At 61.4% G+C, this 21,099-nt stretch carries 18 protein-coding genes and 2 pseudogenes; 9 read left to right on the top strand and 11 right to left on the bottom strand.

Annotation, left to right across the window (positions count from 1 at the left end):
• Window positions 1–12: 12 nt before the first annotated feature.
• The 5 genes from LOY51_RS14805 to LOY51_RS14785 all read left to right on the top strand — a co-directional run bounded on the left by LOY51_RS14805 (window position 13) and on the right by LOY51_RS14785 (window position 6,066).
• Window positions 13–1,362: an aspartate aminotransferase family protein gene (locus tag LOY51_RS14805; protein WP_104961266.1), complete on the top strand. Its 1,350-nt coding sequence runs from the start codon at window positions 13–15 to the stop codon at window positions 1,360–1,362.
• Window positions 1,363–1,508: 146 nt separating this feature from the next.
• Window positions 1,509–2,465 carry a Gfo/Idh/MocA family protein gene (locus LOY51_RS14800; RefSeq protein ID WP_256597951.1) on the top strand — a complete coding sequence of 319 codons (957 nt, stop codon included), beginning with the start codon at window positions 1,509–1,511 and terminating at the stop codon, window positions 2,463–2,465.
• Window positions 2,466–2,487: 22 nt separating this feature from the next.
• Entirely contained in the window at window positions 2,488–3,417 is a 930-nt protein-coding gene (locus tag LOY51_RS14795; RefSeq protein ID WP_104961268.1) for an amidohydrolase family protein, read from the top strand.
• Between the two features lie 26 nt (window positions 3,418–3,443).
• Window positions 3,444–5,177, top strand: a complete 1,734-nt coding sequence (araD, locus tag LOY51_RS14790) for an L-arabinonate dehydratase (protein WP_258641782.1) — start codon at window positions 3,444–3,446, stop codon at window positions 5,175–5,177.
• Window positions 5,178–5,289: 112 nt separating this feature from the next.
• Window positions 5,290–6,066 (top strand): lysine/arginine/ornithine ABC transporter substrate-binding protein, encoded by a 777-nt coding sequence (locus LOY51_RS14785; RefSeq protein ID WP_104961270.1) that lies wholly within the window; start codon window positions 5,290–5,292, stop codon window positions 6,064–6,066.
• Window positions 6,067–6,111: 45 nt separating this feature from the next.
• Here LOY51_RS14785 and LOY51_RS14780 read toward each other — a convergent pair whose 3' ends face one another.
• Window positions 6,112–6,864 (bottom strand): GntR family transcriptional regulator, encoded by a 753-nt coding sequence (locus tag LOY51_RS14780; RefSeq protein WP_104961271.1) that lies wholly within the window; start codon window positions 6,862–6,864, stop codon window positions 6,112–6,114.
• Between the two features lie 98 nt (window positions 6,865–6,962).
• Window positions 6,963–7,850: a D-hexose-6-phosphate mutarotase gene (locus LOY51_RS14775; RefSeq protein ID WP_104961272.1), complete on the bottom strand. Its 888-nt coding sequence runs from the start codon at window positions 7,848–7,850 to the stop codon at window positions 6,963–6,965.
• A 102-nt stretch (window positions 7,851–7,952) separates the two neighbouring features.
• Here LOY51_RS14775 and LOY51_RS27180 point away from each other — a divergent pair.
• Together LOY51_RS27180 and LOY51_RS27175 are read left to right on the top strand one after the other, a co-directional pair.
• A pseudogene (locus LOY51_RS27180) lies at window positions 7,953–9,164 on the top strand (HAMP domain-containing protein); the annotation flags it as partial.
• Window positions 9,165–9,257: 93 nt separating this feature from the next.
• Window positions 9,258–10,034 (top strand): methyl-accepting chemotaxis protein, encoded by a 777-nt coding sequence (locus LOY51_RS27175; RefSeq protein WP_374046953.1) that lies wholly within the window; start codon window positions 9,258–9,260, stop codon window positions 10,032–10,034.
• Between the two features lie 19 nt (window positions 10,035–10,053).
• Here LOY51_RS27175 and LOY51_RS14765 read toward each other — a convergent pair whose 3' ends face one another.
• From LOY51_RS14765 to LOY51_RS14735, 7 genes and pseudogenes are all read right to left on the bottom strand, one after another.
• Window positions 10,054–10,332 carry a hypothetical protein gene (locus LOY51_RS14765; protein WP_258641776.1) on the bottom strand — a complete coding sequence of 93 codons (279 nt, stop codon included), beginning with the start codon at window positions 10,330–10,332 and terminating at the stop codon, window positions 10,054–10,056.
• Between the two features lie 400 nt (window positions 10,333–10,732).
• Window positions 10,733–11,488: a methyl-accepting chemotaxis protein gene (locus LOY51_RS14755; RefSeq protein WP_371928151.1), complete on the bottom strand. Its 756-nt coding sequence runs from the start codon at window positions 11,486–11,488 to the stop codon at window positions 10,733–10,735.
• Between the two features lie 102 nt (window positions 11,489–11,590).
• Window positions 11,591–11,800, bottom strand: a pseudogene (locus tag LOY51_RS27355) (HAMP domain-containing protein); the annotation flags it as partial.
• 302 nt (window positions 11,801–12,102) lie between these two features.
• Entirely contained in the window at window positions 12,103–12,840 is a 738-nt protein-coding gene (locus LOY51_RS14750; RefSeq protein ID WP_258641771.1) for a cache domain-containing protein, read from the bottom strand.
• 84 nt (window positions 12,841–12,924) lie between these two features.
• Window positions 12,925–13,620 carry an NAD(P)/FAD-dependent oxidoreductase gene (locus LOY51_RS14745; protein WP_258641769.1) on the bottom strand — a complete coding sequence of 232 codons (696 nt, stop codon included), beginning with the start codon at window positions 13,618–13,620 and terminating at the stop codon, window positions 12,925–12,927.
• Window positions 13,621–14,080: 460 nt separating this feature from the next.
• Window positions 14,081–15,355: a tyrosine-type recombinase/integrase gene (locus tag LOY51_RS14740; RefSeq protein WP_258641767.1), complete on the bottom strand. Its 1,275-nt coding sequence runs from the start codon at window positions 15,353–15,355 to the stop codon at window positions 14,081–14,083.
• A 151-nt stretch (window positions 15,356–15,506) separates the two neighbouring features.
• Window positions 15,507–16,421: a LysR family transcriptional regulator gene (locus tag LOY51_RS14735; RefSeq protein ID WP_125464312.1), complete on the bottom strand. Its 915-nt coding sequence runs from the start codon at window positions 16,419–16,421 to the stop codon at window positions 15,507–15,509.
• Between the two features lie 208 nt (window positions 16,422–16,629).
• On the opposite strand from LOY51_RS14735, the gene LOY51_RS14730 reads away from it, so the two are divergent.
• On the top strand, window positions 16,630–17,652 hold the full coding sequence (locus LOY51_RS14730; protein ID WP_125464311.1) for a zinc-dependent alcohol dehydrogenase family protein: 1,023 nt from the start codon (window positions 16,630–16,632) through the stop codon (window positions 17,650–17,652).
• A gap of 382 nt (window positions 17,653–18,034) precedes the next feature.
• Complete coding sequence (locus LOY51_RS14725) at window positions 18,035–19,444, top strand: hypothetical protein (RefSeq protein WP_125858859.1); 1,410 nt, start codon at window positions 18,035–18,037, stop codon at window positions 19,442–19,444.
• Between the two features lie 9 nt (window positions 19,445–19,453).
• Here the strand turns inward: LOY51_RS14725 and LOY51_RS14720 are convergent, their stop codons facing one another.
• Window positions 19,454–20,248, bottom strand: coding sequence for an ABC transporter permease (locus LOY51_RS14720; RefSeq protein WP_125858858.1), 795 nt, complete (start codon window positions 20,246–20,248; stop codon window positions 19,454–19,456).
• Window positions 20,245–20,955 carry an ABC transporter ATP-binding protein gene (locus LOY51_RS14715; RefSeq protein ID WP_309475576.1) on the bottom strand — a complete coding sequence of 237 codons (711 nt, stop codon included), beginning with the start codon at window positions 20,953–20,955 and terminating at the stop codon, window positions 20,245–20,247. Before LOY51_RS14715 ends, LOY51_RS14720 begins: the two co-directional genes overlap by 4 nt.
• Between the last annotated feature and the right edge of the window lie 144 nt (window positions 20,956–21,099).

Below are 21,099 nucleotides of genomic sequence, written 5' to 3'. Positions count from 1 at the left end.
CTGGAGGTTGAGATGTCTGAGAACTATTCCGCCACTGCCGGTATGCAGAACGGCTTCGACCTGGCCCTGTTGCCGACCCTGAATGCCCACGAGCAAGCGGTGGTCGAGCGCCGCCAGCGTCTGCTGGGCCCGTGCTACAAACTGATGTACCAGCACCCGGTAGAGTTCGTGCGGGCCGAAGGCGCCTATATGTATGGCCCCAACGGCGAGCAGTACCTGGACTGCTACAACAACGTGCCGTCCGTAGGGCACTGTCATCCGCGGGTGGTAGAGGCGGTCTCCCGTCAGTTGGCAACCCTCAACACCCACACCCGCTACATGGACGAGAAGATCCTCGACTACACCGAGCAACTGGTGGACACCTTCGGCGGCGGCATCGGCAGTGTCATGTACACCTGCACCGGTTCCGAAGCGGTGGACCTGGCCCTGCGCATCGCCAAGTTCCATACCGGCGGGACCGGCATCATCGTCACCGACTTCGCCTACCACGGCATCACCACCACCGTGGCGGCCATCTCCACCACCATGGGCAAATATGTGCCGGTGGACCAGCATGTGCGCACCGTACGCGCCCCGGATGCCTACCATGCCGAGCCTGGAGTAGATGTAGGCGAACGCCTGGCGGCGGAGATCGAAGCCGCCATTGCCGACATGCAGCGCCATGGCATCCGCTTCGCCGGCTTCATCGCCGACAGCATCTTCTCCACCGATGGCCTCCTGCCCGGCACTCCCGGCATGCTGAAGAAAGCCATTGAGGTGGTGCACAAGCATGGCGGCCTGTACATCGCCGACGAAGTCCAGCCCGGCTTCGCCCGTACCGGCCTGAACTTCTGGGGCTATCAGCGCCACGGCATCCAGCCGGACCTGGTGGTCATGGGTAAACCCATGGGCAATGGCCTGCCGATCGCGGGCGTTGCGGTCAAGCCGGAACTCCTCGCTGATTTCGGGCCGAAAGTACGCTATTTCAACACTTTCGGCGGTAACGCAGTGTGCATCTCCGCGGCTCAGGCAGTGCTGGATGTGATTCGTGACGAAGGCCTGCAGCAGAACTGCCACGACCTGGGCAACTACCTGCTGGACGGTTTCAAGAGCATCGCTCGGGAATATCCGCAGATTGGCGATGTACGCGGTGCTGGCCTGTATCACGCGGTCGAGTTCGTTACCGATCCCGAGAGCAAGGCGCCGGATGCAGCACTGACCTCCCGGGTAGTCAGCGGCCTGCGCGAGCGCAAGGTGCTGATCAGCACCACCGGCGTGGGTGAGAACTCGCTGAAGATCCGTCCGCTGTTGTGCTTCAAGCAGGCACAGGCGGACCAGTTGCTGGAAACCTTCGCTCAGACCATGGCCGCGATCCAGGGTTAAGCAAGCCGGGCCGCGTTGCGGTCCTTCGCGAGCAAGCCCGCTTTCCGGATGGTTCCACGCAAAACTGTCCGGACCTGGGAGCGAGCTTGCTCGCGAAGGACCGTAACGCGGCCAGGATCTGCCACTTCGCGCTCAAGGAGCACACATTGAATATCTGCATGATCGGCCACGGCATGATGGGCACCTGGCATTCGCAGAGTCTGCGAGATGTCGACTGCGTGCTGCATAGCCTGGTCGGCCGCGAGCCCGACGCCACTGAAGCCTTCGCCCGTGAGTATGGTTATCGCCATTGGTACGTGGACTACCGCGAAGCGCTGCGCTCGCCGGAAATCGACATCGTCATCATCGCCGGGCCCAGCCAGAGCCACGCGGAAATGGCCCTGGCGGCGCTGGAGCAGGGCAAGCATGTGCTGGTGGAGATCCCGCTGGCGCTGAATCTGGACGATTGCGAACGCATCGTCGACACGGCCACGCGCCTGGGCCTGACTGTCGGCGTGGTCCACCCCATGCGTTTCCGGCGTGAGCACCGTCAGCTACTGGAGCGCCTGCAGTCCGGCGCAGAAACCGTGCTGCAAGTGCAGTCGCGGTTGTTCCTGCATCGCCGGGAAAACATCGGTTCCACCGGACTCAAGCGTTGCTGGACCGACAACCTGCTCTGGCATCACGGTGCGCATCTGGTGGATGTCGCCCTGTGGCTCACCGGCAACGGCGACCCCGCTGCCGCCGCTGCGCGGGTGACCAGCCTGAACGCATCGATGCCTGCCGCCGATCCGGTCACCGGAATTCCCATGGAGCTGGCCCTGCTGATGCACACGGACAGCCGCCAGGCAATGGTCTGCACCGGCTCCTACAACTCGACGCAGCGGATTTTCGACGTCTTCGTCGTCACCGATCGCGAGACCTATCGCCTGGACATCCTCGGCGCCACGCTGCAACAGGGAACTCAGCGACTGGAGGTGGACAGCGAACAGGACAACAACGCCCAGGTCGCCAGGGACTTCGTCGCCGCGGTGCGCGAGGGGCGGGAACCACTGGTCCCGGCACGTTCGGTATTGCCTGCGATGCGCCTGTTGCAGCGGATCGAACAGTACCCACTTCCTTAGTCATCATTCGAGGACAACCGCGATGGCCGAGCATCCTTCCCGCGACACCCGCGTCAGCATCCTGCGGGTCGTGCACCAGCGTCCCGCGATCACCATTCCGGCCGGGGCCTGTGACTGTCATGTCCATGTCTTCGGTCCCACCGAGCGCTTTCCATACTCGCCGTCACGACCCTATACGCCGGCGCCGGCATTGGTCGAGGACTTGATGGAGCATCAATGCATCCTCGGCCTGGAGCGCGTAGTGGTGGTGCAACCCAGCGTCTACGGAACCGACAACCGCTGCACCCTGGACGCCATCGCCCAGCTCGGCAGCGGCGCGCGGGGCGTGGCGGTGATCGACCCAAACACCTCGCTCGCTGAACTGGAAACCCTGGCACGTTCCGGCATTCGCGGTATTCGCCTGAACCTGGCGGCCGCTGCGGCGGATGCCCCGGCGGCACTGCGTGCACTCCGGCATGCCAACGAAGTGGCTGCCCAGTTCGATTGGCATATCCAGGTATTCGCACCCATCGAGGTGATCCAGAGCCTGCGTCGTGAGCTACGACAACTGGACGTGCCCCTGGTGCTCGATCATTTCGCCGGGGTGCATGCGAGTGCCGGGATCAAGAGCGAGGGCTTCAAGGCGTTGCTCGGACTGCTCGGCAGCGGTGATTGCCATGTGAAGGTATCGGCGCCCTATCTGGTTTCGGAGCAGCCATCGCTGGACGAGGTCGCGCCACTGCTACGCGGGCTGCTGGCGGCGGCGCCGGAGCGCTTGCTGTGGGGGTCGAACTGGCCGCACCCGTTGGGCGGCGTGGGCGATATCACTCGGGGGCCGGTGTCGATGTTCCGCGAGATCGACGACGGAGTGGCCCTGCAACGCCTGGCCCAGTGGCTGGAGGACGACGCACTGTTCGCCAGGATCCTGGTGGACAACCCGGCCGACCTTTACGGATTCAACAACCCGGCGTGAAGCCATGCGCCTGACGGACGACAACCATGAACAAGAAGAAAGCCGAAGACCTGAGAAGCGCACGCTGGTTCGCGCCCGATAACCTGCGCGGCTTCGGTCACCGCTCGCGGATCATGCAGATGGGCTATGCCCCCGCCGACTGGGCGGGGAAGCCCGTGATCGCCATTCTCAACACCTGGTCGGATATCAATCCGTGCCATGCCCACTTCAAGACGCGGGTCGATGACGTCAAGCGCGGCATCCTCCAGGCCGGGGGCTTTCCAGTGGAACTGCCGGCGCTGTCGCTGTCGGAGAACTTCGTCAAGCCGACCACCATGCTCTATCGCAACATGCTGGCCATGGAAGCTGAAGAACTGATCCGCTCCCATCCGGTGGATGGCGTGGTGCTGATGGGCGGCTGCGACAAGACCACTCCAGGCCTGCTGATGGGCGCCACCAGCGCGGGTCTGCCGGCGATCTACGTTCCTGCCGGGCCTATGCTGCGGGGTAACTGGAAAGGCAAGATTCTCGGTTCCGGCTCCGACGCCTGGAAATACTGGGATGAACGCCGTGCTGGCAATATCAGCGACAAGGACTGGCAGGACATCGAAGGCGGCATCGCCCGTAGTCATGGCCACTGCATGACCATGGGTACGGCTTCGACCATGACTGCGATCGCCGAGGCCATCGGCATGACGCTACCGGGGGCATCGTCGATTCCAGCGGCGGACGTCAACCATATCCGTATGTGTGCCGAAGCCGGGCGCCGTGCGGTGGAGATGGTCTGGGAGGACCTGGTCCCGGCGAGGGTGCAGAGCCGCGGAGCCTACGACAATGCGATTGCCGTGGCCATGGCCATGGGCTGCTCGACCAATGCCGTGATCCACTTGATCGCGATGGCACGCAGGGCAGGGCATGACCTCACCCTCGACGACCTGGATGCCGTCAGTCGTTACGTGCCGGTGATTGCCAATGTGCGCCCCAGTGGCGACCGATACCTGATGGAGGACTTCTTCTACGCAGGCGGTCTGCCGGCGCTGATGCGGGTCATCGGCACCTATTTGTCCCTCGATGAAATGACGGTCAACGGTCGTACAGTCGGGCAGAACATCGCCGAGGCCGAAGTCTACAACGACGATGTGATCCGTCCGCTGAACAACCCGATCTATGCCGAAGGCGCGCTGGCGGTGCTCAAGGGCAACCTGGCCAACGACGGCTGTGTGATCAAGCCATGTGCCATGGAGTCGCGCCTGCTCAAGCACACCGGGCCGGCGATTGTTTTCGATGACTATCCGGCTCTGAAGGCCGTGATCGACAGCGACGACTTCGAGGTGACTGCCGACCATGTCCTCATCCTGCGAAACGCCGGCCCGCAAGGCGGCCCAGGCATGCCGGAGTGGGGCATGCTGCCGATTCCCGGCAAGCTGGTGAAACAGGGCGTACGGGACATGGTGCGGATCTCCGACTCGCGCATGAGCGGGACCAGTTATGGTGCCTGCATCCTTCATGTCGCACCAGAAAGTTACGTGGGCGGCACCCTGGCGTTGGTGCGCAACGGCGATCTGATCAGCGTGGACGTGGAAAACCGCAGTATCGAGCTGCAGGTGAGCGACGTGGAGCTGGCGGCACGACGCGCGGCCCTGCCGCCACCGCCGCCGCGCTTCGGCCGTGGTTATGGCTGGATGTTCGCGCAGCATATCCTCCAGGCGGACAAGGGCTGTGACTTCGATTTCCTCGAGACAGGATTCGGGGAAGCCAGCGGTGAACCAGCGATTTTCTGAATTCCAACCACTGTTTTACGGGAGTAACGCCACAGCTGACCAACATTCGATCCATGGCCTGTATGTTGCAACAAAACCAATATATTAATGTACGGCAAATAAGGTGGTGTCTATGAAACTTGCTAAATGTGTTCTGTTCGTGGCCCTCGGCCTGGGTTCAAGCCTCATGGCGGGCCTGGCATCGGCGGAGGAGGCCAGGGAGATCCGTATCGCCACGGAGGGGACCTATCCACCCTTCAGTTACCTGGACAAGGGCAAGCTGACCGGCTTCGATGTGGATATCGCCACCGCCATGTGCGAGCGGATGAAGGTCAAGTGCGAGATCGTTTCCCAGGAGTGGGACGGCATGATTCCTGGTCTGATCGCCGGCAAGTACGACGCCATCGTCGCTTCGATGAACATCACCGAGGAGCGCAAGAAGAAGATCGATTTCAGCAACAAGTACTACGCCACCCCAGCACGCTTCATCACGGTCAAGGACGGCGGGGTGAGCGCCATCGGTGCGGCCGACCTGGCGGGCAAAAGCATTGGCGTGCAGGTCTCGACCACCCAGTCCAACTACCTGGAGGAGAACTACAAGGACTCCGATATCAAGCAGTACAAGACGGTCGATGATGCTGCGATGGACCTGGCCAACGGTCGAATCGATGCCGTGTTCTCGGATGCCGCGCTGCTCTATGTATGGATGAAGACCAAGGATGGCGCCTGCTGCGCCTTCGTCGGTGGTGACGTGGTCAACGAGAAATACTTCGGGGTCGGCAAGGGCGTCGGCGTGCGCCAGGGTGATGTTGCGCTACGCGAGCAGTTCAACAAGGCCATCGCCGAGCTGCGTGCCGATGGCACCTACGAGAAGATTAACCAGAAGTACTTCCCGTTCTCCATCTATTGATCTTGTGAAGACGCCAGCCGGTGCGAGCCGGCTGGTGTTCGCGCATCAGGCATAAAGGTACTTGAAGGCTTCGAGGGAGTCGCAATTGGTGATGGTCGCCGAGTCTTCGGCAAAGAAGTTCGGGTGCTTGACCGAGAGCACCTTGAGGGTTTCGTAGATGCTGTCGATATGCACGCGCATAGCCTCGACGGCAGCCTCTTCGTCGCTGGCGCGGATCGCGTCGGCGATGCGCTCGTGCTCCTCGATCACTTCGGCGAACTGGTTCTGTGCCGGGAACGCCATGCGTCGGACCCGGTCCAGCTGGCCTTTGGCGCCGTTGAGCAGGCGCCACAGGTTGGGATAGCCGGAGCATTCGCAGATGACCCGGTGGAACTCTTCGTCGAGTGCATAGAACTCGTCGACGCTACGATGTTCCGAGGCGAACTTCTGGCGCATCAGCAGGGTGGTGAAGGGGTCGATGCGGTCCTTCTCGTAGAAGCGTGCGGCCAGGCGCACGGTACGGTATTCGATGCTCTCGCGCACGATCTGCCCTTCGATGACGTCCTTGAGCTTGATCAGGCTGACGCTGGTGCTGGAGTTGGGTTTGATGGTGATCAGCTTCTGGTTGGCCAGCTGCAGCACCGCTTCACGCAAGGGTGTCCGGGAGATATCCAGCTGTGCACACAACTCCTTTTCGCTGATCACGTCCCCTGGTTGAAGGCGCAGGGAAATGATCGCCGAGCGCAGCAACTCATAGACCTGGGCTGTCTTGGGCAGGCGGTGGTCGAGTAACTCGGGATGGAAAACAGGGGCATTCAATGAGATGACTCCACGAGCGGGCGAGAAAGATGTACTCGTATATTAGCGAAAGCGTGTCGATACCGTGAGGGCAAGATGCAGCAGGTTTTCTTGGGTGTTCAATCAGTACCCAGCATTTCGCGGGAAATGCGCACACCCATATCAGCCTGTCCGCCCGATTCAACGGTGAGCATATCGTCCAGGACCCGGGTGGTTTCGATGCACAACATGCCTGGCCATGCCTGCGGATCGAATTGATCCAGGGACGCTGCCCGTTCTTCCCCCGGGTTCCAGAGCACTGCACTGTGGCTGTTACGCGGCTCCATGACGATCCGTCGCTGCCAGGCAACATCTTCTATCACCAGTCGTTTCCCCAGCCCCTGATACATCCGCTCGATCAGTCCGCTGATACGTGGCTCGCAGGTCTGCCGAAACACTGCACGGTCCAGCAGGTTGTCCTGATAATCCGCGCCGGCGAAGCCGTGCAGCATCACGTCGCGTACGTCGCTCACCGCGTAGTAGCTGTGCAGAGCTGCCGCCATGGTGATTGCCCGTGGTCCCGCGTTGCTGATTTCCAGGCGGAGTTCGAGTGCTGCTTGTTCCAGTGTGATGTGGAGGCGGGCGGTCAGCCCATGGGTGTCGACGGGGGCCCGGAGTGTGAGCCTGGCATTCCGGGCGGTGGTGTGCAGGTGTTCCGGTGACCAGTCGACCTGCCTGACCAGGCCGTGGAAAGGTTGGTTCGCTCCGGGCCAATCGTTCCGCACGGGTTGCGGATTGCTGTCCAGCGTCGTGAACCAGGGCCAGCAGATCGGCACCCCGCCGCGAATCGGTTGACCTCTGGTGAAGTTGGCGTGGGGGTTGTTCCAGATGATCGAAGGTTCGCCAGCAAAGCCGTATTCCAGCACTTGTGCCCCCTGGGCGCTGACCAAGGCGAATGCATGACCTGACTGAAGGCGCCAGGCGCGAAAGTCTTGCACGAAGGTGGGGGAAATTGTGGCCGTCGGCATGGATGGGCTCCTTGAGGGGTGTTGAATTCAATTGCAGGCTTAACCAATATATTAGTATAACAATGAATTGTGTAGAACCTTACGTGAGACTGGAGCGAATCGATGAAGCTGCTGCAATGGGGAGTTCAGGGAATGGAACGGCTGTCGTTCTCGCGCAAGTTCCAGGTCCTCCTGTTGGTTTTTCTGGTTCCTCTGGCATACGGACTTTGGGCATTGTGGGCCCGTTATCAAGATGAGCTGACCAGTATCGAAACCGAGCGCGGTGGTGTTGCGTTTCTGACGATGCTGGCCGACGAGCAGCGCCGGGCAGCCTTCGAACGCAACCTCGCGGCACGCTGGCGAGCGACCGATGTAGCGGCTCGTGGCGGTGATCTCTCGCAGTCGGATATGGACCAGTGGCTGCGCAGCCAGGACGAACGCTTGCAGAGTCTTGGAGCGCTCCTTGTTCAACTGCCCGGGGAGCCGGCCGGCGCTTTCTCCGACGCATTGAGTGCTGAAGTGAAACTTCTGGACACCGAACACCAGCGATTGGTCTCCGCTCGTCAGGATGCGCAGGCGCTCGCGAGCTGGTGGGCCGACGCACACAACGTCGCGACCCGTTCCCTGCAGGCCACGCGCAACCTGATCGAGGTTGTCTCTGCTACCAACGGCTTGCGTCGCGACCCATGGATGGACACCTCCGAACTGATCACTATCGTCACTGCTGATGCACCGGCACTGACGATGCAATTAACCGGTTTGGCGAGCGTAGGGCAGGGGATCATCGGTTCCGGCGGGTTCAATCTGCTGACGCGTGCGCAACTCAGGGATGCGCTTGCCGCTACCCAAGCAACGCTGGAGGCACTGAATCACAGGGCCTCCAACCCGGACATGGCCCTGGTCATTGGACAGCGCTGGCAGCAGTCCACGCTGAGCACACTGGCGCAACTTGATCGACAGGTGAAACAGCTGGAGCGCGATTTTTTCCGTGGGGATGTCAAGTCTTTGGAGCCATTGTCGATCAGCCAGCGGATGGCCGAGGCGCTTAGTCTATCCGTCGGTCTGCAGGCAGACGCCCTACGTCATCTTGACATTCGACTCCAGGCATACCACCAGCGTGCCTGGCAGGGCTCGATGGTTGCGGTGTCCCTATTCAGCCTGATGGCGCTCGCGGCGCTTTACGTGGTGCTCTGTGTTCAACTGTCCATCCGCCGTAACACCGCTGCCATTACCCAAGTCGCTCATGCCCTTAGTGCCGGTGATCTCCGCGCGCGGGTCAGCATCATGGGCAGAGACGAGTTGGCGGTGATTGGTAGTGCGCTAAATTTGGCGCAAGAGCAGTTGCGAACCTCACTACAAGCGATCGACCAACAGACCCAAGGTGTCACCGCTACCGTTTCGATTCTGGATGATCAGGCCGGAGCCTCCGTGAGCGCAGCAGACAGCCAGCGCCAGCAGGTAGCCTTGATCGCTGCCGCGGCAATCGAACTGGCAAGTACGGCTAGAGGTGTCGCGCAGACGTGCGGTGTGGCCGTCAAGCATTCCAGCAAGGCACGCACCCTGGCCGATGCAGGGTATCAGCGCAGCGCTCAGACAACCCAAGGTATCCAGCAGTTGGCTGAACGGCTGGACGAAGCGACCGCGGCGCTTGCAACCTTGAAGGAGAAAACCCAACGGATCGACATGGTGGTCACGGTAATCAAAAGCATTGCCGATCAGACCAATCTCCTCGCGCTCAACGCTAGTATCGAGGCCGCTCGCGCTGGAGAACATGGACGTGGATTTGCAGTGGTTGCCGACCAGGTCCGTGAGCTTTCAGCGAAAACCCAAGCCTCGACTGCAGAAATCGGTGATACCGTGGCCGACCTTCAGGAGGGTGTACGCGCTGCAGCGAGCTTCTTGCAAACAGCCTGCGAGCAATCCAAGGACGACGCTGCTGAGGTGGTGCGACTGGGAGAGCAGTTGCATCTGATCGCCGGGGCATCGCAGCAGGTAGGTGACATGCTTGAGCAGATTTCCGTCGCGGCAGATGAGCAGGCGGACACTGCAGAAGCCGTGAGCATGAACATTCTGCTGGTCGATGAAGCCTCGTCGCAGATACTGCTGAGTGCGACAGAAGTGAATGCCGTGGCACTGAGGTTGAAAGCAGGGTGTGAGGCCTTGAGGGAGAACACACAGTGCTTCCGTCTTACCGGTCCGGGCTGATCCCGAAGCTGTCGCCAAGTCAGGATATTTTCTTGATGAATTCGAGAACCTCTGAACGATCTAAGCCGGCGGTGGCGAGCCGACCGCGTACGCTGAGGCCCTTGAGCAACACGATCAGGGCTCGCGCGGTTTTCTCATCGAAATGTTTTTGAAGTGCCTTCACGGTTTTCTCGGACACCGCGTGGATGATCGCAACATGATCGTCATCCCAGAACCCGCCATTCAAAGGCAACGTCATGAACGCCACAAGCGATGTGCCTGTGTTCGTGGTGATCAGATCAGCCAGGAACTCGTGCATTTCCGTACGACTCGATGCTGCCTTCAGCGTATCGATACAGGATGCCTCGATAGTCTCAGCCAGTCTGGCCAAAGCTGCCGAAATGAGCTTGCACATGTCCTTGAAGTGTTAGGTCATCGTTCCTGGCGATATACCTACCTGACTAGCGACTCGCCGGTAGCTCAGACCAGCAACACCCTCTTTTGCGAGTAATGTCGAGGCTGCATCGACGATGGCGTCCTTGAGCGCAGACCGGGAGACGAGACGATTTGCACAGCGCGCCATTGTGAAAGCTCCGGTTGCGAGCCTGGCCCGCGAATGAAAGGAGGGGACAGGTGTTGTCAGCACCTTATTCCGATCTTGAATACGCTTGGCGCCGCGCCGAATCCCAGTACCGTCTCGGGTCTGGTCGCTAACGTGGTCATGTGCGGAAACCGGACATCAGCCGCTGCTGGTCGTTGGCGAGCGCATTGAGGCTGGCGCCGATGGTTGCGGCGTGCTCCGAATGGGTCGCCAACTCCTTCGTCACGTCCCTGATGGCGATTACCGTCTTGCTGACCTCTTCGGACACAGCGCTCTGTTCTTCAGCGGCACTCGCGATCTGCAGGTTCATGTCATTGATCACGGCCACCGCACCATTGATGTCATCCAGCACCTTGCTCGCCCGTCTCACCTCTTCGACACTGCTGGTGGCCTGGGCATGGCTGCGCTGCATAGCCTTGACCACCACCTGCGTGCCTGCTTGCAACTGTTCGATCACGACACGAATCTCGCTGACGGAGTCCTGGGTGCGCCGGGCCAGATGACGGACCTCGTCGGCCACCACGGCAAACCCCCGGCCGGATTCTCCTGCCCGCGCTGCCTCGATCGCCGCGTTGAGCGCCAGCAGGTTGGTCTGCTCGGCGATCGAGCGAATGACCTCCAGTACCCCGCCGATTTCATCGCTGCTGCTCGCCAGCCCCGAGACATCCTGTTGCGCCTGGTCGAGGTGCCGTGCGAGCTGGACGATCACGTCGCTGGTATGGCTGATGGCCCGCAGTCCCTCCTGGGTTGCTGCGTCCACATCCGCCACGGCGTTGGCGGCCTGGGCGGCACTTTGGGCCACTTCGTGGGACGTGGCGGTCATTTCCTGGGAGGCTGTCGCGACCAGGTCGATTTCCCTGAACTGCTGTTGCATGCCGGATAGACCCGAGGCCGCTACGGACGCGGCCTGGTCCGCGGTCGCCCGTGTGTCGTTCACCGAGCGGGTGACCGCTGCAATGACCGGTTGCAACTTGTCCAGGAAGCGGTTGAACGCAATCACAAGCCGGCCTATTTCATCGTTCTGGTGGTGTCTCAGCCTGTGGGTCAGGTCTCCGTCGCCGTCGGCGATCTCATCGAGTGCGAGTGCGACCCGCGTGATCGGTCGACTGATCGAATGGCCCAACCAGGCGATCAACAGCAATGCGGCCAGGGTGATGCAGCCACCGAGCAGCAGTTGGATCTGCATGCTGCGCGCGGAAACGTCGTCCAGTCGTTGCCCCAGCACCCGGGAGGGTTCCAGGAGGTGGCTTATGGGGACGGAGACAAGCGAGGTCCACCAGGTGCCGTCGGGCGCCTGGAAGGGAGCCACGGCAAAGATGCTGTCCGCCTGGCTGACGATCCTGGCCTTGTCTGCCTCATGCTCACCCTTCAGCAACGCGTCGACGCCGGCATCGATCGTTGCCAGGGGCTTGCCCAGGTGATCTGCGGAAAGGCTATCGGCGGCCACCTGGCCGTCCGGGCTGACCAGCAATACCCTGCCGTAGCCGCCTACAGCTGGCGAGATGCGGTTGTGACGTGGCTTTGCAGGCTGGCCAGGCTGATGTCGACGCTCATCACACCCTCGGCACGTCCGGTGGTGCGCAGCGGCACGGCGACAGTGGCCATCAAGGTGCTGACGCCCGAGGCATCCGTGTAGGTGTAGGGATTGGTAAGACAGACAGCAGAACGCTCGATGGCGCAGGTATACCAGTACGTCGCAGTCGTGCCGTCGTCGATGATCTCCTTTTCGGGGATGGTGTACCCAGGAATGTGGGTCGAGTGGTAAACCGCGAACCGGCCGCGTTCGTTTCCCTCGGCGCTTTTGTCGACGAAGGCCTTGTCCCCCTCGGCCGGTTGTAGCGCCACGCCCACGCCGAAGGGCAGGGGATTCGCTTTCACGTGCATGTCCAGGGCATGGCCGATATCGGCGCGGATCTGGCTCTCACTCGACTGCCTGGCCGTCTGGTTCTGGCGTTCAAGCATGAGCTGCTGGCTCAATGTCGTGCCGAACTCCGTCGCCTGGAGAAAGAATGCCTGGGTCTGCCTGGCCTGGGCGCGCCCGACCTCGCTCAGGTAGGTTTGTGCATCCTGCTGAAGCATTTGCTCACTGGCCTGCTTGACCATGAGTACCGAGCGATCGGACAGATACAAGGCGCTGCCGATCAAGGCGGCAACGGTGGCGGTGATGCAGAGACCGGCCAACAGACAGATGCGTGTTCTGATCGAAAGACTGCTGAAAACTTCCATGAGCGTGTTCCACTGAGCCCCCGCGGGCTCTGTTAGGGTGATGGCTGGCGAGCATGAAAAAGGCCGCGAACGCGGCCTTTTTCGTCAACGGTGGGAAATTACTGCGCTTTGCATTCGGCCCAGAGGAAGGGGGCGATGGCAGCCTGGTCGAGGGTGACCCCCAGACCAGGTTCGGCGGTGATGCCCAGCTTGCCGTCGGCAATACGATCTTCCGGGGCGTTGTTCAGGATCTGCACGTATTTCGGCGAGTCGCTGAAGTACGGGTAGATCTCCATGGTCATGAAGTTCGGCAGGGTCACGCCAACCTGCATGGTCGCGGCGGTGCACAGCGAGCTGCCGCTCCTGGGCGGGGCAGGTCGAGACGCGCAGGTTGCCGGCTTCCCGCCAGTCGACATCGTTATCGCAAGCGCTGGCGTAAGCCCGAAACGCATCCTGCGCCCGGCTTCCGAGATAAGCGAGGTCAAGGGCGGCATCTACGCCCAGCGTCTTGACGTTGGACGGTAGCGACTGCCAGTACCCGTGAACGATTCCGCCATTGCGGGTGCTTGCGCCATCTCCAACGCGGAAGGCTTCAAGAACCGCGACCTGCAACTGCGGCCTGCGCTGCTTGAGGGTCAACGCTGTCCAAAGGCCGGTGAAGCCACCGCCGATGACTACGACGTCATATCTGGCCCCTCCCTTAAACGCGGGGGAGGGCTGACCTCTCGCAGTCTCGATATCGTACTGCCACCACGCTTGCTGGGACTCCAGATTTGCAGGAATAGGGCGGGGTATTTCCATGGCAAAGCACCTTGGGGAGAAATGGTAATTCACCTTGCAGCAATACGGTTGCCAAAATTTATTCATTTATAAATCAGGTGCTTAGCGTTAGTTGTCTCAAAAGTAAGAGTGTTATCTGAGCACTCGAACGGCATTGCCAACAAGGCAGAGCTATTCGCCAACCGTTTAGTCGCGAATGGCTGCGTTGGCCGCAGATCAGGATTCTGCGGAATCTGATCATTGGTTAATATGATTTCTGCGACGTTGTGTCGATCTTCAAAAGGCCGACGTGACGAACCGTTCGTCCACAACTCAAGGGATTGCAAGCCTTGAAGAATGAGTCCAGAATCAAGGCCATCCCTGTTTCAGGGATAGCTGTAAACCCTTAGATTTCAAAAGCTCGCAGGCCCGATGCGAGTCTCGTTTCCCGCTCCGCTTTCATCGCTGCGGACGGTCCTTGCCGGACATGTGGACATTTGGCTTATTCCGTGTGCGCTAAAAGCGCGGCATTTTTGCGTAGCTGATCCAAGTAATTCGCCCATTGCTGTGCTGCCTCTCGGCGTTGTGGCAGCAGTTGGGCGCGCGCGTAAACCGCGCCCAGCGCGCCCGGCATTCGGTGAGACAACGACAACTCCAATACAATCGGATCAACGCCCAAATGCTCGTGGGCGATGGTGCGGTAGGTGGCGCGGAATCCGTGCGCGGTGATGGGGTAGTCCGGCCATATCCGCTGATAAGCCTTGGCCAGGGACGTGGCGTCAATTGGGTAGCCTGGATAGACTGGTGAGACGAAGACCCAGCCATTGCCTGCTTCATCCACTACCCGCCGTTCATGGAGTTCACGCAACAGCACAAGGGCCTGCTCCGGCAGTGGCACGATGTGTTTGCTCTTGTCCAGATGGCGGGTCTTCCCAACTATATAACGCCAATCGGCGCTGACCAGATCGACGTCTTCCCAGCGCATTTTCACCAGCTCGCCAGGGCGAACGGGCAGCATCACCAGCAAGCGCATCGCTGTGCTCACACTGCTTGGGCTGAGTTGATCCAGGCGCAGCAGAAAGTGACCCAAATCGGCTGGTCTTTCGATCGCGGGATTACTAGTCACCACATGGCGAACCTTGAGTTCTTCGGTGTTGCTCAGGGCCACGTTGCGTTCCACCCAGCCTCGACCCTCGGCGAAACCGAGCACGGCACGGATGATGGTCCGCACGCGCTTGGCCATGGCCAGTGTGCGTGCCCGGCGCAGGGTAGCGATGATCTCTACGATATGGTCCAGCTTGATCTCGCTGACGGGGATACTGCCGATCGTGGGCAGGATGTGATTGTTCAACGCGCCGCGAAAACCCGCGAGGGATTTGCTCACGAGGTCGTGCGATTTGAAGGCCAGCCACTGTTCGGCTACGTAACTGAAGGTGCGTTCCTCATTGAGTAACTGCTCGGCGATTTTCTTGCGTTTGGCCTTCAGCGGGGCGACGTGATGGGCTACGTTCTGGCGCGCGGCTCGGGCCAGGTCGCGCGCGTCTTTCAAGCCAATGTCGGGATAACGGCCGATCGCGTACACGTTTTCCTTACCATGCAGGCGATACCTCATCCGCCAGTATTTAGCAGCAGGCTTGTTCGACTTCTGCGAGGCCTGGACATGAAGATACAGACCGGGAACCTCGCCGTCAGCGTACTTGCCGGGTTCGGCAATGGCACGCAGGAAGGCATCGCTGAGTTTTCGCCGCAATCCAGGCGTAGAGAGGGAAGTCGTCATGTGCGGGTACTTTTTTTCGAAACAGGAAAAGTACCCAAAAATATACCCGCAGGTGCGTCGGAAATGAGTGGAATGCGACGGACGGCTTTGGATTAGATTAATAGGTAAGGTGCTGAATCTATTAGTATTTCTGGATCCCGGTGGAAGTCAGTCACAGGCTATCGGGATCCCCGAAGAACATCTGTATCCGCGACCTGAGCCAGCGCTCCGCCGGGTCATTGTCCTGCGCCCCGCGCCAAGCCATGTGCAACTCGAAACTGCGCACCTCCAGTGGCAGGTCCTCAGCCCGCAACCCGCCAGCGGCGGTAAGCGCATCAGCGGTGTAGTCCGGCACCGTGGCGACGATATCGGTCCCGGCCAGCAAACTCCCCAGCCCGTTGAACTGCGGTACCGCCAGCACCACATGGCGCTTGCGGCCGATTTCGTCCAGCGCTTCATCGATGAAGCCGGACAAGTCGCCGGCAAACGACACCAACGCATGGGGCCGGGCGCAGAAATCGTCGAGGCTGATGCTGCCGGGCATGCTGTCGGCGCGCAGCAACTTGGGCATGCTGCGGCGCAGCACCTTGCGCTTGGCGTTGGCGGGCAGGTCGCTGGTGTAGCTCACGCCCACCGAGATTTCACCCGATGCCAGCAGCGTTGGCATGAGCAGGTAATTGACCCTGCGAACAACCAGCACAATGCCGGGGGCCTCGGCGCGGATACGCTTGAGCAGTTGCGGCAGCAGGGCGAACTCAGCGTCGTCGGAAAGGCCGATGCGGAACACTGCATTGCTGGTGGCCGGGTCGAATTCGGCGGCGCGGCTGACTGCAGTGGAGATCGAGTCCAGGGCTGGCGAGAGCAGGGCGAAGATCTCGTGGGCGCGGGCCGACGGCTCCATGCTGCGGCCGGTGCGCACGAACAGCGGGTCGTCGAACAGGCTGCGCAGGCGCGACAGCGCGGCGCTGATGGCCGGCTGGCCGAGGAACAGCTTTTCGGCGGCGCGGGTCACGCTGCGTTCGTGCATCAGGGTTTCGAACACGATCAGCAGGTTGAGGTCTACGCGACGCAAGTCGTTACGATTCATTCGATGCGGCTCGCCAGTCAGTGGGGCAGGGGTGAATCTTAAGGCCAAAGGCTGTTACCCTGCACCGATTTGTGGGAGCCAATGCGCAGATTTGCCTGGGGCCCAATCAATGACAGGCATGTCGACTATTAACGGCCACTGATGGCCCAAAGCGCAAAGCCCGGATAAAGTCCGTGGTAATACGAGATTCACACAGGCGAGGTATGCGATGTCCCGCATGATCCGTTTCCACAAGTTCGGTCAGGCCGATGTGCTCCGTTGCGAGGAGCAGGCCGAACCGTCCCCGGCGGCCGGCGAGGTGCAGGTGCGCGTCGAGGCGATCGGCATCAGCTGGTACGACGTGCTCTGGCGGCAGAACCTGGCACCTTCCCAGGCACGTCTGCCTGCAGGCATCGGCCATGAAATGGCCGGTGTGGTCATGGCGGTTGGCGAAGGGGTGGACGACATTGCGGTGGGCGACCGGGTCGCCAGCTTCCCGGCCACCAGCCCCAATGATCACCCTGTCTATGGCGATGTGATCGTGCTGCCGCGCAGCGCCATCACCCGTTACCCCGATGTGCTGACCCCGATCGAAGCCAGCGTGCATTACACGCCGCTGCTGATCGCGTATTTCGCCTATGTCGATCTGGCCCGGGCCAAGGCCGGCCAGACTGCGCTGGTCACCGATGCCAGCCACTGTGCAGGGCCGGCTTTCGTGCAGTTGGGCAAGGCCCTGGGGCTGAAGGTGTTCGCCGCCACCAAGGAGCCGGAGCAGCGTGAATACCTGCTCGGCCTGGGCGCGGACAAGGTGATCGTTACCGAAGAGCAGGACCTGGTCCTGCAGGTCGGCAAGTACACCAACGGCCGTGGCGTGGACATGGTCCTCGATGGCATGGGCGGGCCGCAGATGTCGCTGCTCGGCGACGTGCTGGCGCCGCGCGGCAGCTTGGTGCTGTATGGCCTGCAGGGTGGCAACCAGACGCCGTTCCCGGCTTGCGCGGCGTTCCAGAAGAACATCCAGTTCCATGTGCACTGCATCGGCAACTTCACCGGCAAGCCGGAGCTGGGCATCGCCCAGGACCAGGTTGCCCTGCAGCGTGCGTTGCGTGACATCAACCAGTTCACCGCCGACCAACTGCTGACCCCGCAGATCATCAAGGTGTATCCGTTCGACCAGGTGGTCGCGGCCCATCGCCATATGGACGAATGTCCGTGTGGGGGGCGTGTGGTGTTGGACATGGCGGTGAGTTGATCGCCAGCGACTGTTGCCATCATGAAAAAGCCCGAGCAATGTCTCGGGCTTTTTTTCGGATGTATCCTACGGCGATTTAAGATTACTTGCTGAGGCTGTAGTGGAAATGTCTAGTTAACCCACTGCAACTTCAATAAATTGTTCTTTGCCCGGGCTATTCATCATTTTTATGTTTCGACTCTTCAGAATGTGTGTGCCAGGCCGATGAACGCCACCACGGGCGCAGTGGCGCTGGGTTGTAGCTTGTTCGGCGACAGTCACCGAAGTATTAATCCTCTTTTGTCTTTCTTGGTTTTGGGAAATTTCCTTCAAGATCGGGGTTTAATTCATCTGCCAAACTCTGCTTTTGGATCTGATCCGATCAGAAAGATGGAGTGACTACATGAACAATACCCATGACCAGGCCATGCACTATGTTTATCAACAAGTATTGCAACGAATCTTCGAACATCTGAACCAGGCGCAGCGCGCTTCCATTCAACTGTTGATGCAACGGTTGCTGGTGATCGCTGGCGGCCATGCGCAGATCGCTGATCTGCGTCTGGTGCTGTTGCACGGTGGCGACCAGCGCAGCGCCCATTTGCTCGCCTACCTGCGCGCGGCGCAATTGAGCATCGCCCTTCGCCATCATGCAACCTTCCGCCTGCGTGTGCTCATTGCCAGGTCGCCTGGGCTGGATCGCGCGACGCTGGCCAGCCATGAGCGCTGCTTCAGTGCCTTGTTCCTGCATGACGACCCACGGGTGGAACTGCTGCTCAGCGACGGTGAGAGACTGGAACCATTCATTGCCGGTGAAACCAGTGGCTGCGGGCAGCTGGGCGATGCCGGCAAGGCCTGGCTGCTGTTCGGCCATCTGAGTGGCGGGCAGCCTGATGCACTGCTCGGCGGGCAAGCTTATTTGATGCTGGCGGAGGGGCTGAGCCAGGCACTGGCCGGCGCGGACCCAGAGGGTGGCGTGGATGCCTTGGTCACGGTGGCGCCGGCCGTGCAGCGCCGTCGTCTGCTGGCTTGGGCCCGGCGCTGCCTGAGCCAGGCCTGCGATGCCGCACCACCGGCCTTGCCACAGTGTGTACGTGTATTGACGCAGCAACTGGCACAACTGCGCTACCGGCTGGACGACCCCGCGCCGTCAGTGCAGGTGGCACTGCCAGCCCAGGCTGCACGCCCCCTGCGTGTGGTCGCGGTGGATGACCTGCTGCAACTGGACGATGGGGCCTCGCTGGAACACATGCTGGGCCGCCGCGAGGTGCTGCCGTGTCAACTGCAGGGGCTGGCTGGGCTGTTTGACCCGCTGGCGCTGGCGCATCTGCATGGGTTGCATGGGCAGTACGTGAGCCTGCTTGGCTATCGCGAGGGCGTGCAGGGGTTGTTGCAGCGTCTGGGCCAGAGCCAGTTGGCCTGGCCGGAGGAATACAGCTTGCAGGCGCAAGCCAGCTTTGCGCAGGCCTATGGGGTGAGCGAAGAGCAACTGGTCTGCCTGCTGCTCACGCCGTTCGAGGCGCGGGGGCGCAACCTTGAGCGTTATGTGCAACGTTGTCACCCACGCATGCGGGTGGCGTTGCCTTACCTGCACCGGGCGTTGCAGGGGCGCCCTTGCCCGGCGTTGGTAAGCCAATGGCTGGTGGATGTCAGCGGGTTGGAGCTGGTGCACCTGCGGGCGCTGTACGCCGGTACGCTGCCTGCGCAGGTGAGCCTGCAGGCCCAGGTGCTGGCACGGCGTGACCTGTGGTTGCGGCTGCTGCCGCTTCCTGCGCAGGAGCAGGTTGACCCACAGCGCCTGCGTCGTGGCTGAACGCGGTGCTCAGGGCCTGGGTGAGAGCTTGTGCAGCATGAACTGATGGGCCGGCGAGAACAGTCGATTGAATGTCAGCAGTACCGCGCAAACCGTACCGAGCGCCGATGCCGCGGCGATCAGGAACATGATCACGATCTGGTAGCGCACGGCCTCGGCGGGGCTTTGCCCGGCGAGGATCTGGCCGGTCATCATGCCCGGGAGGCTGACGATGCCAACCACCGTCATCTGGTTCAGGGTTGGCATCATGCCGGCCTTCACCGCCTGTGCGGCGGCGGCCCGGGCTGCCTCCCAGCGGGTCCCGCCCAAGGCCAGGATCATCTCCACCACGGCGCGGGTGCTGCCGAGTTCACGGGTCATGCGGTCGATGCCCAGGGACACCGCTGTCAGGGTGTTGCCGAGGATCATGCCGAGGATCGGAATGGCGTACTGAGGTTCGTACCAGGGGCGGATCCGCAGCACCACGAACAGGCCGACAGCCGTGACCAGCCAGGAGCTCAGCCAGACCGAAACGACGCTGTCAGTGAGCAGGCCCTGATGGCGGTGTTTGCCTCGCCCGGCGGCCGCGTGCCCTGCGACCAGGGTCATGGCCAGGACCAAGGGCAGTACCACATACCACTGGGCAAAGTGAAATACCCAACCCAGCACGTAGCCAATGGCCAGGAGCTGGACCACGGTGCGCACGGCAGCCAGAAGCAACTGGCGCTCCAGCTGTAGCTTCAACAACAGCGACAGCACGCCGTTGATCAGTATCAGCGTCGAGGCGATCGCCAGATCGGCATAGGACAGGCTCTGGTAGTTCATGTGCGGTACTCGGCAAGCAGGGTGCCGTGCTGCAGGGTCAGCTGGCGGCTACTCATTCTTTGCGCCTGCGCGTGATCATGCGAGACCCAGACGTAGGCACGCTGCTGGTTCGCGGCATTGAACCAGTTCATCACCAAGGTTTCCACGGCCGCCGCCGACTGCGGATCGAGGGCTGACGTGGGTTCATCGAACAGGATGACTTGCGGCTGCAGGAGCAGCACGCGGATCAAGGCAACGATCTGCGCTTCTCCGCCCGACAGGTCGCTGGCCGCTTTGTCGACGAAAGCTTTCGGCTTGCCAGCCAGGCCCAGCAGCTGATTCGCCGCGTCAATGTCGAAGGTGCGCGGGCGCAGGGCTTTCAAGGTGAAAGGCAACTGCAGATTGTCCCTGACGCTGCCGTCCACCAAGGCAGGGCGTTGGGCGAGGTAGCACACGCATGAACGGTAGCGGGTGATCGCCTGGGCCGTGACGGGGCTGCCCATCCAGATGATCTCGCCGCTGCTGGGCGAGTCGAGCAGCGCCAGCAAGCGCAGGAATACGCTTTTGCCCGCGCCGGATTGGCCGCTGATCGCCACGCGGTCACCGGCGCACAGGCTGAAGTCGGCAGGTGCAAGCAAGGGCGCCTGCCCGCTGGCATTGGTTCGCCCCAGCTGCCTGGCTTCTACCAGCGCGGGCATGCGCTCGGAGGGGGATGGGCGTGACGACACCAGGCGGCCTCGCGAGAGTGTTGGGTGAGCGAGGCAGTGTGTCAGAGCCCGCTATCGACAACCAGCGTCGCTGCTCAGGCCCACCTAAGTTTTCATCCGTAAGGTCCCTCCCTGAAACCACAACCGGATCCGAGGAGGGAGCCG

The organism is Pseudomonas sichuanensis, from assembly GCF_024749065.1.
Lineage (GTDB): Bacteria > Pseudomonadota > Gammaproteobacteria > Pseudomonadales > Pseudomonadaceae > Aquipseudomonas > Aquipseudomonas sichuanensis.
The sequence above is the reverse complement of the archived record's forward strand: the minus strand, read 5'-3'. Positions and strand labels throughout refer to the sequence as shown.